The sequence below is a fragment of the Streptomyces sp. NPDC005799 genome (assembly GCF_040630525.1).
Classification (GTDB): Bacteria; Actinomycetota; Actinomycetes; order Streptomycetales; family Streptomycetaceae; genus Streptomyces; species Streptomyces griseorubiginosus_B.
On record NZ_JBEXXQ010000008.1, the window covers coordinates 67,848 to 80,313 of the forward strand.

A 12,466-nucleotide genomic window follows, 5' to 3' on the forward strand; every position below is an offset into this window, starting at 1 on the left:
CCCGTCCATGACTCAGCCCCTCGGCCGCATCGACACCAGCTTCCCCCACACCACCATCCGGTAGCGGGACGTGAACTCCGGTGTGCACGTCGTCAGCGTGATGTAGTAGCCGGGCTGGCCGTAGCCGTGCCCCGGCTTGACGACGGAGCGCGGAATCGGCCGTATGACCCCGGAGTCCCGCGCCGAGGTCTGCGGCAGGGTCTTGTCGACCGAGTACGTGTACGTCGCCTCGCGCGTCTCCACCTCCACCAGGTCCCTGATCCGCAGGTGGTTGAGGTAGCGGAACGGCTCGCCGTGGGTGTTGCGGTGGCCGGCGAGGGCGAAGTTGCCCGCCTGGCCCGGCTGAGCGGTGCCGCGGTAGTGGCCGACGTACCCCTTGTTGAGGACCGCCTGCTTGCCGACACCTTCGGCGACGGGGACGCGCAGGCCGAGGCGCGGGATGATCAGCACGGCGTACGCCTGGGACCAGGAGGGGCTCGACTGCCGTACGGCGGTGGTCCGTTGCCCCGCACCACCGCCCCCGCCGCCCGAGCCGCCGTACGACTTCGGGACCGCCGGCGTCGGGGCCGTACCCGCCCCGCCGCCACCACCCTCCGCGCCTCCCCCGCCCTTCCCCCACTCCCGCTCCAGCGCCTCCACCTTCCGCTCGGCGCCCCGCCTGGCCTCCCGGTTGGTCCACCACAGCTGGTGGACGACGAGGAGCAGCAGCACCACCCCGACGGTGACAAGGAGTTCGGCCCCGCTCCACAGCGCGCGCCGGCGGCGGGCCGAGCGGCGCCGGCTGCTGTGCTGCACGACGGGAACGCGCATCCGCAGACCTCCTCGCGCCGCCTTCCGGGCCAGGCCCCGCACCGAGCCGCCCGCACCATAAGGGGCCGCTTCCCAACTCACCAGCCACACGCACTGTTCGGTACTTCGTACATAGGTTTTAGAAAGGGCTGTCGCAGCTCTCGACAACCCCACCCGTCACACCCGATGCTTCGTGCTGGCACCAACGGGACAGGCCACACGCCGGGCCCCGCCGACCGGTTCAGGGACCGGTCCGCCCGGGCCCGTGAGCGAAGCGGAGTAGCAGCCATGATCAGACGCAGAACCCTGCTGGCCGCGGCCGGCGGCACCCTCCTCGGCAGCGCCCTCGCGACCGGCACCGCACGCGCGGACGCCACGATCAGCGTCAGCCCCGGAACGTCGTACGGCACGTGGGAGGGCTGGGGCACCTCGCTGGCCTGGTGGGCGAACGTCTTCGGCGGCCGGGACGACTTCGCCGACATCTTCTTCACCACCAAGTCGACGACGTACAACGGCACTTCACTTCCCGGCCTCGGCCTGAACATCGCCCGCTACAACCTGGGCGCGAGCAGTTGGAACAGCGTCGGCGGCACGACCATGGTCGCCTCCGCCAACATCCCCGCCTTCAAGCAGATCGAGGGCTACTGGCAGGACTGGAACAACGAGGACCCCACCTCCTCCGCGTGGAAGTGGACCGCGGACGCCACCCAGCGCGCGATGCTGACGAAGGCGGTGGCCCGCGGCGCGACCACCGAGCTGTTCGCCAACTCCCCCATGTGGTGGATGTGTCTGAACCACAACCCCTCCGGCGCCTCCGACGGCGGCAACAACCTCCAGTCCTGGAACTACCGCCAGCACGCCTCCCACCTCGCCGCGGTCGCCCACTACGCCAAGAACAACTGGGGCGTGAACTTCGCGACCGTCGAGGCCTTCAACGAGCCCAGCTCCAGCTGGTGGACGGCGACCGGCACCCAGGAGGGCTGCCACATCGACTCGACCGTCCAGTCCGCCGTACTGCCGTACGTGCGCAGCGAGTTGGACAAGCGGGGTCTGACGGGCACCAAGATCTCCGCGTCCGACGAGACGAGTTACGACCTCGCCCGCACCACCTGGAGCTCCTTCAGCTCCACCACGAAGGGGTACGTGGACCGCGTCAACGTCCACGGCTACCAGGGCTCCGGCGGCCGCCGCGACCTGCTCTACACGGACGTCGTCACCACGGCGGGCAAGGCCCTGTGGAACTCCGAGACCGGCGACAACGACGGCACCGGCTACACGCTCGCCTTCAACCTCCTCTACGACTTCCGCTGGCTGCACCCCACCGCCTGGGTCTACTGGCAGGTCATGGACCCGTCCACCAACTGGGCGATGATCGCGTACGACGAGAGCACCCTGCAGGCGGGGGCGGTGCAGACGAAGTACTACACGATGGCCCAGTTCAGCCGGCACATCCGCCCGGGCATGAAGATCCTCGACACGGGCGTGAGCAACGCGGTGGCGGCCTACGACTCCTCCGCCAGGCGCCTGGTGATCGTCGCCCTCAACACCTCCACCTCGTCCCAGACCCTGACCTTCAACCTCTCCAACTTCACGACCGTCAGCGGCGGTTCGGGCGGTCTGGTACCGCGCTGGAACACGGTGACGACGGGCGGCGACCTCTACAAGTCGTACTCGGACACCTACTTGAGCGGAAAGACGGTCGCCGTCACCTTCGCCGCGAAGGCGGTACAGACCCTGCAGATAGACGGGGTGGTGATCTGACTGGGAAGCCCCACTTCCCCCCACGGGAACCGCGGTCCGGGGCCCGGCCCCGGACCGCGTCCCGGCCCACGTCCCCGGCCACGTCCCGGGCCTGGTCTCGCCGCCCTCGCCCTCGGCGGTTTCGGCATCGGCCTGACCGAGTTCGTGATCGCCGGCCTGCTCCCCCAGGTCGGCCGCGACCTGCGGGTGTCCGAGGCCACCGCGGGCCAGCTGATCTCCGGATACGCCCTCGCGGTGGCCGTCGGCGCGATCGCGCTCACCGCTCTCACGGCCGGCCTGCACCGCAAGGCGGTCCTGATCGGCCTGCTGGCCCTGTTCGTCGCCGGCAACCTGCTCAGCGCCGTAGCCCCGAACTACCCGGTGATGCTCCTGGGCCGCGTGGTGGCCGCCCTCTGCCACGGCACGTTCTTCGGCATCGGCTCCCTGGTGGCCCGCCGCATGGTCCCGCCCGAGCGGGCCTCCCGCGCCGTCGCGGTGATGTTCGTCGGCCTGACCGTCGCGAACGTCCTCGGCGTCCCCTTCGGCGCCCTGATCGGCGAACGCTGGGGCTGGCGTGCGACGTTCTGGGCGATCACGGGGATCGGGGTGGTGGCCCTGACCGCGACAGCAGCCCTGGTCCCTTCCTCGGCGGGCACGGTCCCGCCCACCAGAACAGGGCTCCGCACGGACCTCCGCGCCTTCCGCTCCACCCAGGTCTGGCTGACCCTGACCGCCACGGCCCTCGGCTACGGCGGCATGTTCGGCGCCTTCAGCTACCTCACGTACACCTTCACCGAGGTCACCGGCTTCGCCGACACCGACATCCCCTGGCTGCTCGTGGTCTACGGCACCGGACTGGTCGCCGGCAACATGGCAGGCGGCCGCGGCGCCGACCACAACCGCGACCGCACCCTCGTCATCAGCCTGACCGGCCTCACCGCGACCCTCACGGCCTTCGGCCTCCTGGCGGACAGCAAGCCGGCCGCCGTCACCCTGGTCCTCCTCCTCGGCGTCTTCGGCTTCGCCCCGGTCCCAGGCATGATCACCCGCGTCACCGACCAGGCCCACGGCGTCCCCCTGGCCGCGAGCGCCAACGTCTCCGCCTCCAACATCGGCAACGCCCTGGGCGCCTGGCTCGGCGGCCTGGCCATCAGCGCGGGCCTCGGCTACCGGGCCCCGCTGTACGTGGGCGCGGCGATCGTACTGACGGCGGTCGCGGTGATGACGTACGCGGCACGCACGACACCGCCCACCGGGGAGCCGCCCATCCCCACGCCTGCGGAGAGCCGCCCCTCCCCCCGAACCGGAACGCAGTGATCCGCCCTCGCACCGCCCCTCGCGGTCCGACGACCTGCGCACATCTCACCGCATCCTCCCCCGCCTCTCTCCGCCTCCGTAGGCCATCGGCAGTACGGTGTCGTCCATGCGCCCCGACACGCCTGCCGAGAACGTCGACCACACCGCCGAAGCGGCACGCCTGGAGCGGACCGCCGGCCTGTACCCCGAGGACGCCGAAGCCCTGCTCCTGCAGGCCGCGGCCCACCTGGAACTCGCCGGCGACCGCCCCGCCGCGACCGCGCTCTACGACAGCCTGCTCTCCTCCCAGACCGGTCTGGAGAACCCCTACCTGGTACGGGCCCTGAAGGCCTCCAACCTCTGGGAGTACGGCCACGAGGCCGAGGCCCGCGCCATCATCACCGGCGTCCGCGCGGCGGCCCCCCGCGACCCGGCCCCCTGGGTGATCGTCGCGGAGGCCCTGGAGGCCCACGACGAGCTGGAGGCGGCCCAGGAGACGTTCACGGAGGGAGCGCGCCTGCTCCTGACCGACGTACCGGAGCCCCCGTACTCCACGCACCCCCTGTTGTTCAGCCGCCACCGGGTCCGCCGCATGCTCGGCGTCCCCCACGACGACTGGGACCGCCTGGCCGACACCCTCCACTCCTCCTCGGTCTCCCTGGACGAACTCCACGACCCCAAACGCGTCTGGTCCCTCGGCTCGGACAACCCGGCGGAACTGGAGGCGGAGATCTCCCGCCTGCGCGCGGAACTGGGCACCTACCGCGAGGCCCTGTCCCGCCCGTTCCCGGTGGCGGTCCTGCACTGGCCCAAGGGCGAACTGGCGGAACTCCTGGACGCGTACCCGACCCTGACCACGGAGTACTCCTCCCACGAGGAGCACCTGACGACGATAGAGGCGTCCCTGAGGGAGTTGGCCGCCTCAGGCACCCCCAACCTCGGCATCGTGACGGGCACGGTCCCTTCCTACGAGGCCTTCGCAGCCTCAGAGGCCACGTCCCCGGCAGACCCTGACCTCCTCCCCCAATACGCCACAACCCTGGCGGCCCGGGGCCGCGCGGTGGAGTGGCCGCCACAGCGGGGGGCGGCATGCTGGTGCGGCTCGGGCCAGCCGTACGACACCTGCCACGGAGCCTGACCCACACCCCGACGCCCCGCCTTCTCGTGGACGGGCGGGGCGTCGGTGTACGGATCACCGTTCAGGAGTGAGTCTTCCCGCGAAGGTCCGCACCCCTCTCATTGCGTCGTTCATCGGTGCATCCTTCCGCCACGTTCCAGCGCCATCCTCAGCTCCTCACGCGTGGCGGTGGCGCGTTGCTGACAGGGGCACCTCTTGCTTCCATGAGTGCGCATCACGCCAGCCAGGAGCCTGTTTCGCCCATGCCATCACAAGTGAGACTTTCGCTGGCGCTATCCTCAACTGGCGTGGAAAAGTGTGCCCATGGCTTTGATCGAAGAGTTTCAGTCGGTTTCCTCTGACTCACAGAAGCTGCATGGGCCAGTGACTTGTGGTTACCGAACGTTCACTGTGGATGGTCGACGCGTCCTGCAGCTAGACACCTATGGATCCCCAGACCGGCAGATCCACGGCAAGATCAGCCAAAGCATTCAGCTTGACCGTGATTCGGCCCGGGACCTTCTCAAAATTATTGAGGACTCCTTCCCCGACCTGGCTCACTGACGACTGAGCACCTCATGCCGCGCCGATTGGCGATGGGCGAAAGACTTTTACCCCTCTGAGAGTCGCTGGGCCGACAACCTCACAGCGAACAGCGCTATCAGCCTTACACCCAGTGCGGGAGCCACCTCCTGCGGCGCACCCGCACTACACCAACGCTCTCGCTGGGGGTGTCCTTCGCACAGCGACTCGCCGACAATGGCAGCAGCCCGGGCACCTGCGGCACGGGCTCCCGGCCAGAGTGTGAACGAACTCGGCCATCACGATGAGCTGACCCACTGAGTCGAGCTGCCCGTCAGCGTGCGTCAGCCTCGAAATGGTCTTGGGCGCGGTCGAGTACCTCTTCCGGGTCCCAGCCGTGCGCCCGGAGCCAGTGCAGAAGATCGGCGATCACGCTGATCGCCGCTTCCTCCGCCACCGACCTCCGCAGCCGACTCAGCACCAGCACCGGAGGCGAATTCGAGCCGCTGGTGTAAAGCCCAAGCACGTCTGCGGCTCGCGCCATGCGAAGGCTTGGGGTGTGCCCGCCCGTAGTTCTGACATTCGTCAGCAGTTCGCACCATGTCACCTTGTGTCCGGCCGTGAGATCGACACCCCATCGATCGGTGATGGCGTCGATAAGGGCCATGCCCCGCCCTGTCTCGGCATCCGAGTCCGCGTCATCCAGAGTCGGCATGGCGCACGGATCTGGGTCGTGGACTTCGATGCGCAGGCGGATGCCTCTCATTCGGACCGCGAGTGTCGTGAGGGTGCCAGGTCCCACGTGCTTGATGACGTTGGCGACAAGCTCACTGACACAGAGTTCCGCGGTTTCGCTGAGCTCCCTCAACCCCCAAAGCCCCAGGTGCAGTCTCAGCGTCCGCCGCAGTACGGCAACCTCCTCCGCCTCAGCTAGAAACGCTAGTTCCCACACCCTTCGTGAGCCGTTGCAGTCCATGACGTACTCAACTCCCTCGCTCGCCCCGCCGACGGTGCGCCCACTGACATCACAACAATCAAGGGTTGCAGTGAGAGTTCCAAAATGGAACTCTCAAATCGAGCGAGAAGGAGCGTGCCACCGCGCCACGCGCCCCGGCGCGCACCACCTTGCAGTCCATCCAGAGGAACGAGGACGATCTACCTGTCAAGAAGAAGGGCCGTAGGCATGGCAGTTGGACCCACCACTCGCAGACGCCAGCTAGGAGCAGACCTACGTCGACTACGAGAGTTGACAGGGCTCACCCTGGAGGAGGCGGGCGCACGCGTCGGCATCTCGAAGGCAACACTCAGCCGCTACGAAACAAAGGAAGGCACGGTGAAGTGGCCGGCCGTCGACGCTCTCTGCCGCGAGTACGGCGCCACGGACGAGGAGCGCGCCGCACTGGTCGAACTAGCCAAGGGAGCCAAGATCCAGGGGTGGTGGCGCTCCCTCGCCGACTCTATCCCCGAGTCCATGAACCTCATGCTGACGCTCGAGGACGAAGTCGTACGCGAGGACCACTATGCCTGCATGTACGTTCCCGGCCTGCTTCAAACCCGGGGGTACGCCGAAGCCGTACACCGAGCCTCGGAGGTGCAGTGTCCTGAACGCGAAGTCCAGCACATGGTGGACATCCGGATGAAGCGCCAGGAGTTGCTGAATCGAGAGGAGCCACCACACATTTGGTGCGTGATCGACGAGGCAGCCATCCGACGGCTGGTGGGCGGCCGAGAGGTCATGCGACAGCAGTTGCAGCACCTGCTTGCCGTCTCCCAGCGGCCGCACATCACAGTCCAAGTCCTACCGTTCGAACGCGGTGCTCACGCAGCAGCCGTAGGCAGTTTCGCCGTACTGCGCGGGCAGGTCCGAGAACTCGACGTGGTGTACGTGGACCTCATCGGCGGCGGTCTCTTCATGGAGAAGCCGCAGGAACTCGAACGATATAGGTTGGCGTTCGAGTACCTCAGCGCTCAAGCCCTCGACTTCGAGTCTTCAGCCGAACTCATCGAGCGGATCAGCAAGGAGTCTTGATGGAAGCGTCGCCGTACGTTCATTGGTTCAAGTCCTCCTACAGTGGTGGTAGCGGGACTGAGTGTGTGGAGTGCGCACAAGGGGAAGGCAGAGCCCTTCTACGTGACAGTAAGAGTGCAGAGGGCCCCGTCATCGCCCTCCAGAAACAGGCGTGGGATTCTTTTGTTACCGCACTCCGAAAGGGAGAGTTGCAAGAGCGCTGGGGCGCCACTATGGCACGGTACTCGGCCAGCAGTCGTGACGCAGTCGTCATGCCACCCGAGCGAAATACCTCAATTCCTGCACGGCGCCCACCTACTTTTTCTCCAGAATCCCGTCCACTTTCTGAAAACCGTTAAGCACTTGCTTCACCGTATTAAGCTCAGATCGCGGATCTACTTGCACTTGCATTTTGGCCGATGTGTGGGCCACGGTACCACGCTCTGTTGCCCACCCTTCAGTGGTATTCAGCCATGTGGTATCTATCTCCAGCTTTTCCACGCCCAGCGGAAGCAGGAGGAGTAGCAGGTTTCTTTCCTTTATTCCGTGGTTTCGCTCTCGCACGTAGGTCGTATAGCGCTTTTTCGCGGTCTCTATTTTGCCCGACAAAGTAGGGTACTTACTGGATCTGTCAGACAGATCAGACAGCGACTCTGGGATACTCCCCAGCAGTCGCGCCGTCACATTCTGCGGGGAAGAATTTCCGGATCGCGCAATGTCTTCATGGTGCGCGATAAGCGAGAGAAGGCATGGACGTATTGATCCGGTCGCTTTCCACTCGACATGAGCCCTGTGGACTATTTCAACACACCGGTCTTCGATGTATGATTCAAACTCTGCATGCGCCAGAACTCTAAAACCTCGGGTTCTTTCGTAAATACGATCAGAATACAGGCCGAGAGGGTCGAAGTTTCGAGGAAGTAAATTTCTGCGGAGCTCGTATATTCGGCGCGAGAGGGAACCGTAACGCTTGGATGCCATTTTCACACCTCAGACAAAGATGCGATTGTCTACGAGACGAGGAATCGGCAAGGGTTGCTCGATAGCAAGTTGCAGGCTCCGCCCCCAAAGTGAGAGCCTCCGCTGTGTGGCGAGTGGAGTTTTTGTAGTGGTCTGAATTGCCTCCACGAACTGCACGTTCTCCGCGCACAGGTCCTTGAACGCAGCCTCCACTTGCTCGCGCCGCTCGATAGACGCTGCGGCCACATTCGGATCTGTAAAGTAATAAGTCATTACGTCGAAGACAGCTCGGTTGAACCTCCCCTCATAGTCTCCATTTGACCAACGATAGAAGGAGTTCTCTCCGAAAATGGCGAATGTGGACTCAATGGACGAATCGCACTGCTTGCCAACTTGCCGGATCTCTTCTTCTTCGTCACCCCACTTCTCGTTCAGCTGGTTTACTGTGCTGTCAAGGAAGGTCTTGAGGTTACCCGTATAGTCCTGAAGGCGATAGCGGAAAGCGAAATATCGAAGCAGTATTTCCACGTCACGCATACGAAAATCAGGCTTCTCGCTGCGTAGAGCCTTTTTGAGCCAGAGACTGTCAGTCGCCGCATCGTCAAGGTAGTTGGTGAAATCACCAGGATGCAGGGCCTGGCGCAACTCTTGAGGGGAGAGCTTAACGCTTCCCGTATTGAGTCGAAGGAAGACCAGGTTCAAAAACTCTTCGTTCGGCCAGCGACGCACTACGACTGTTCGGATTGTTTCATTAAGGAAAGCGTTCAGGTCGTCAACGAGTTCGCTATCATTTTCGATCTTGGCCAGAGTCTTGAGGCGCAAATCTTCTCGCACCTGAAGGCCGGTCAGTTTGAGGCCTTGGAAATCTTGTTCACCCTCTGATATGGCGAAAGATGATCCGGCGGCGAACTGTCGAAGCGCGAGGAGTCGCTGCTTTCCATCCAGAACGATAAACTTCCCCCGCCGCCTTTTGTCTTCTGCCAGCACAATTTGAGGGATTGGCAGGCCGAGAATGAGGGATTCGATGAACTTGCTTTTGCGAGGCTTATCCCACGCGTCCCGCCGCTGGAATCGAGGGTTCAACAAGATGTTTCCCCGTCGCAGCTGGCTCAGGATGGTTTCAGTTGTCCAGTCGGTATCTGTTACGACTGCACGTGTGACGTCATCCGAGGATACGTCTGAGGGTTCGTTCTCCTCGCCGTCCTGGTCGTCAAAATCATCGGTCGTGCTTACCCTCGCCATCAGGTCTCCCGGGCCGCAGGTTGATCGTTCCACTGAGGGCAGATGGTACTCACGCGTGAAGAGGTATGTGAGGGGCCATCAGCATCTCGAGTCACGGGCATCACGGAGGGCCGCCGGCCGTTAGGTCCTGCGGCTGCTGATGGTGGGCGACAGCGAGAGCGAAGCGAGTTCCCGCGCTTCCTGCGTAAGCGTGGCCTGCCTGGGTCCGCCTGATCATCGCCGACCATGACAGCGGCCGGGTCAAGACGATCCGGATGGTCGCGCTCGGCGCCGCCTACGAGCGCTGTCCTGTCCATTTCCTGCATCGGCACGATCTTCGTCCAGCCATCCCAGGCGCAGGTCTGTGCCCAACCCGACCTCCCCATGACAGTCCGTGAGTTCAACGGCGCAGGGTGCTGACCATCGTGACCAGTCCTGCAAACGGTCGTAAAGATGGCGAACACGGAGGTCGTGCTGGTGTAGGGAATGAGCGCGCGGCGGCTGCCGTGGATTGGCCTCAACTGACTCGACTGACGATCCCTCCACAAGATCATTTATGCCACCTGAGGAATATTTCAAAGTCTGCCTGGACGAGTAACGACGCTCTCCGTAGCGTCGTCGGAAGCTCGCCCAGCGGGGCGGAACAGACAAGGGGGCACCATGGCACGCGAGGACCTGACGCGGCTCACCGGGACTGTCAACGGATCCAACTGTGACGACGACGACTGCCCGAACGTGTACCGCACAGCGGACGGGTCCATCGTGGTCCAAGGGGCGGTGTCCGAGGCCTTCCAGCCACCGGAAGGCGAGGCGCTGGTGGAGATTCCGGAGTCGGTACTCAGGGAGGCCGTACGTGCTCTTGGATGGTGACGAGTGGCGGAGGATCTTCGACGCCTACGAGCATGACGCATGGCGGTTCGAAGCCCAACCCATCTACACCATGCCGAGGGAAGCCGAGAACGTTGCCCGCTTCCTTCGCGGTGAGTCGAAGCCTGCCGACCACAATGCGCGGTGGCATGAACGCGTGCGTGGGTACGTCGCGTCAGGGCGCACCATCGGGCGAGTACGGGTCGTACGCACTCCGTTGACGGACTATCAGCGATACCAACTCTCTTGGGGAATTCCAGGAAACACAGCGGCCGGTGAGGACATCCGCATCCTGGACGTCACGCACGAGGACTACGGACTCCCGCTGTCCGGCACCGACTGGTGGATGTTCGACGAGACTCGGGTCGTGCATCTGAACTACCGTCCCGACGGGACCCAAATCAACCGAGAGTTGTTCACCGGTGACATCACCGCACACCTGGAGTGGAAGCGCATTGCGCAAGCTCACTCGGTGCCGTTCGCTGAATATGTGAAAGCAGTAGAGTGACTTTCGAGCCCGAGCAGCTGGGGCAGTCCAAAAACGACCTGGCGCAGACGCTCCGCGAATTGCGTAAGCGAGCCGGCCTCACCGGGGACCGGCTCGCTCGGCGTTGCAACATGTCCCAAAGCCAGATCAGTAAGTTCGAAACCGGCAAGAAGACGCCCAAGCTCGTGGACGTCGAACGAATCCTGCGGGCTCTTGATGCACCAGCCGACATAGTGGCGGAGGTATCTGCTCTCGCACGCATCGCCAATACCGAATGGCAGGACAAGCGCTCTTCCTGGCGCCGCGGAATGGAGAAACGTCAGGCAGAATTGGCATCTTTGGAGCGCGAGGCCAAGGAGCTGCGGTACTTTCTGCCCTCGATGATCACAGGGCTGCTGGCCACTCCCGAGTACGTTCGTGCCAGCCTTACTCACACGCCAGGTGACCCGTCGAAAACTGTGGCTCGCAAACTGGAACGCCAGGCGGTTCTCTACGAGACATCCAAAACGTTCACATTCCTCCTTACTGAGCAGGCGGTACGGTGGGCAATCGCCCCGGCTTCGGCCATGGCGATACAGATCGACCGCCTGGTGTCACTGTCGCATCTGCCGAATCTGCGCCTCGGCATAGTGCCCTTGGGGGCTGTCGTGGCACGGGGACCCATGAATACTTTCACGGTATACGACAACCGTCTCGCCACGGTCGAGAACTTCACGGGCCGTATGGTTTTTTGTGATTCGCGAGATGTCTTGGAACACCTCGCCGTCTTCTCACTTTTCGAGCGACACGCCAGCTTCGACGAAGAAGCAAGGAGTTTGCTACGCAAGTGGGCAAGTACCTTCCGTGATCTTTAGTCCATGACGGGAATATGGTTCCACTCTCCAGGCGCGACGGTGAATGATGGACACGTCATAAAGCCGGGAGGGTTAATGGCCGGATCGCAAGGATCTCGAAGGTGCAGCGAGTCACCCACCGGTGAGCTTTTTACCGGTCGCCCCTTGATGACGATGCGGGTTTCTCGCGACTCCGGGAAGAGTTGGGGACCTGAAAAGGCTGTCTTTGGAGACAAAGACCTACCACCCCTGATCACTTCAGAATGGCCTCCCTGCCACTGTCCGCGCTGCGTGAAGTGCGGCAGCCCCTCTGCGCGCTGAAGGCCTCCGTGAAACTCCCACAGAACAGCAAGCGGTCCTTCAAGACCGCTACACCCGAAAGAAAGGAACAGCAATGCTGGACGGAAGCTAGCTGTACGAACTCGACGTCACTGGTGTTGCCTTCGTGAAGGCATGCGGTGGCCCCTGCACCGAAGGGTGCGTGACCCTCGCCCGAATTGGTGAGGACGCATGCTGGGCGACAGCAAGCGGCCGGATGCCGAGCCGTTGCGGTTCACGACGGAGGAGTTGGACGCGGCCGGCATCGATCCGGCGAGGTTCGGGGTGTCCGTCTGAGCGACGGCCTC

11 protein-coding genes and 2 pseudogenes are annotated in these 12,466 nt (G+C 64.0%); 10 read left to right on the forward strand and 3 right to left on the reverse strand.

Annotated features, from left to right (window positions below; all coding sequences use genetic code 11):
• Positions 1-12 precede the first annotated feature (12 nt).
• Positions 13-810 (reverse strand): class E sortase, encoded by a 798-nt coding sequence (locus ABZ453_RS10165; RefSeq protein ID WP_359013524.1) that lies wholly within the window; start codon positions 808-810, stop codon positions 13-15.
• A gap of 267 nt (positions 811-1,077) precedes the next feature.
• On the opposite strand from ABZ453_RS10165, the gene ABZ453_RS10170 reads away from it, so the two are divergent.
• The 4 genes and pseudogenes from ABZ453_RS10170 (at position 1,078) to ABZ453_RS10185 (ending at position 5,506) form a co-directional block, all read left to right on the forward strand.
• Entirely contained in the window at positions 1,078-2,550 is a 1,473-nt protein-coding gene (locus tag ABZ453_RS10170; RefSeq protein WP_359013526.1) for a beta-1,6-galactanase, read from the forward strand.
• A 93-nt stretch (positions 2,551-2,643) separates the two neighbouring features.
• Positions 2,644-3,846 (forward strand): annotated as a pseudogene (locus ABZ453_RS10175) (MFS transporter); the annotation flags it as partial.
• Between the two features lie 106 nt (positions 3,847-3,952).
• A complete protein-coding gene (locus ABZ453_RS10180; RefSeq protein ID WP_359013528.1) occupies positions 3,953-4,963 on the forward strand; it encodes an SEC-C domain-containing protein in 1,011 nt (336 codons plus the stop codon).
• A gap of 303 nt (positions 4,964-5,266) precedes the next feature.
• Complete coding sequence (locus tag ABZ453_RS10185) at positions 5,267-5,506, forward strand: hypothetical protein (RefSeq protein WP_359013530.1); 240 nt, start codon at positions 5,267-5,269, stop codon at positions 5,504-5,506.
• A gap of 292 nt (positions 5,507-5,798) precedes the next feature.
• Here ABZ453_RS10185 and ABZ453_RS10190 read toward each other — a convergent pair whose 3' ends face one another.
• Entirely contained in the window at positions 5,799-6,440 is a 642-nt protein-coding gene (locus ABZ453_RS10190) for an ATP-binding protein (RefSeq protein ID WP_359013532.1), read from the reverse strand.
• 207 nt (positions 6,441-6,647) lie between these two features.
• On the opposite strand from ABZ453_RS10190, the gene ABZ453_RS10195 reads away from it, so the two are divergent.
• Together ABZ453_RS10195 and ABZ453_RS10200 are read left to right on the forward strand one after the other, a co-directional pair.
• Positions 6,648-7,493 carry a helix-turn-helix transcriptional regulator gene (locus ABZ453_RS10195; RefSeq protein WP_359013534.1) on the forward strand — a complete coding sequence of 282 codons (846 nt, stop codon included), beginning with the start codon at positions 6,648-6,650 and terminating at the stop codon, positions 7,491-7,493.
• Positions 7,493-7,831 (forward strand): DUF397 domain-containing protein, encoded by a 339-nt coding sequence (locus tag ABZ453_RS10200; RefSeq protein ID WP_359013536.1) that lies wholly within the window; start codon positions 7,493-7,495, stop codon positions 7,829-7,831. The genes ABZ453_RS10195 and ABZ453_RS10200 overlap by 1 nt, the downstream gene beginning before the upstream one ends.
• A 631-nt stretch (positions 7,832-8,462) precedes the next feature.
• Here the strand turns inward: ABZ453_RS10200 and ABZ453_RS10205 are convergent.
• Entirely contained in the window at positions 8,463-9,707 is a 1,245-nt protein-coding gene (locus tag ABZ453_RS10205; protein ID WP_359013538.1) for a DUF262 domain-containing protein, read from the reverse strand.
• A gap of 606 nt (positions 9,708-10,313) precedes the next feature.
• Here ABZ453_RS10205 and ABZ453_RS10210 point away from each other — a divergent pair.
• The 4 genes and pseudogenes from ABZ453_RS10210 (at position 10,314) to ABZ453_RS10225 (ending at position 12,455) form a co-directional block, all read left to right on the forward strand.
• Positions 10,314-10,523: a hypothetical protein gene (locus ABZ453_RS10210; protein ID WP_359013540.1), complete on the forward strand. Its 210-nt coding sequence runs from the start codon at positions 10,314-10,316 to the stop codon at positions 10,521-10,523.
• Positions 10,507-11,028 (forward strand): DUF6879 family protein, encoded by a 522-nt coding sequence (locus tag ABZ453_RS10215; protein ID WP_359013542.1) that lies wholly within the window; start codon positions 10,507-10,509, stop codon positions 11,026-11,028. Before ABZ453_RS10210 ends, ABZ453_RS10215 begins: the two co-directional genes overlap by 17 nt.
• Positions 11,025-11,861: a helix-turn-helix transcriptional regulator gene (locus ABZ453_RS10220; protein ID WP_359013544.1), complete on the forward strand. Its 837-nt coding sequence runs from the start codon at positions 11,025-11,027 to the stop codon at positions 11,859-11,861. Before ABZ453_RS10215 ends, ABZ453_RS10220 begins: the two co-directional genes overlap by 4 nt.
• Before the next feature lie 391 nt (positions 11,862-12,252).
• Positions 12,253-12,455, forward strand: a pseudogene (locus ABZ453_RS10225) (DUF397 domain-containing protein).
• Positions 12,456-12,466 lie beyond the last annotated feature (11 nt).

Coding starts and splice junctions, on each gene's coding strand:
- ABZ453_RS10180 (WP_359013528.1), top strand. CDS start 3,953: ATGCGCCCCGACACGCCTGCCGAGAACGTCGACCACACCGCCGAAGCG.
- ABZ453_RS10200 (WP_359013536.1), top strand. CDS start 7,493: ATGGAAGCGTCGCCGTACGTTCATTGGTTCAAGTCCTCCTACAGTGGT.
- ABZ453_RS10170 (WP_359013526.1), top strand. CDS start 1,078: ATGATCAGACGCAGAACCCTGCTGGCCGCGGCCGGCGGCACCCTCCTC.
- ABZ453_RS10210 (WP_359013540.1), top strand. CDS start 10,314: ATGGCACGCGAGGACCTGACGCGGCTCACCGGGACTGTCAACGGATCC.
- ABZ453_RS10195 (WP_359013534.1), top strand. CDS start 6,648: ATGGCAGTTGGACCCACCACTCGCAGACGCCAGCTAGGAGCAGACCTA.
- ABZ453_RS10190 (WP_359013532.1), bottom strand. CDS start 6,440: ATGGACTGCAACGGCTCACGAAGGGTGTGGGAACTAGCGTTTCTAGCT.
- ABZ453_RS10185 (WP_359013530.1), top strand. CDS start 5,267: ATGGCTTTGATCGAAGAGTTTCAGTCGGTTTCCTCTGACTCACAGAAG.
- ABZ453_RS10165 (WP_359013524.1), bottom strand. CDS start 810: ATGCGCGTTCCCGTCGTGCAGCACAGCAGCCGGCGCCGCTCGGCCCGC.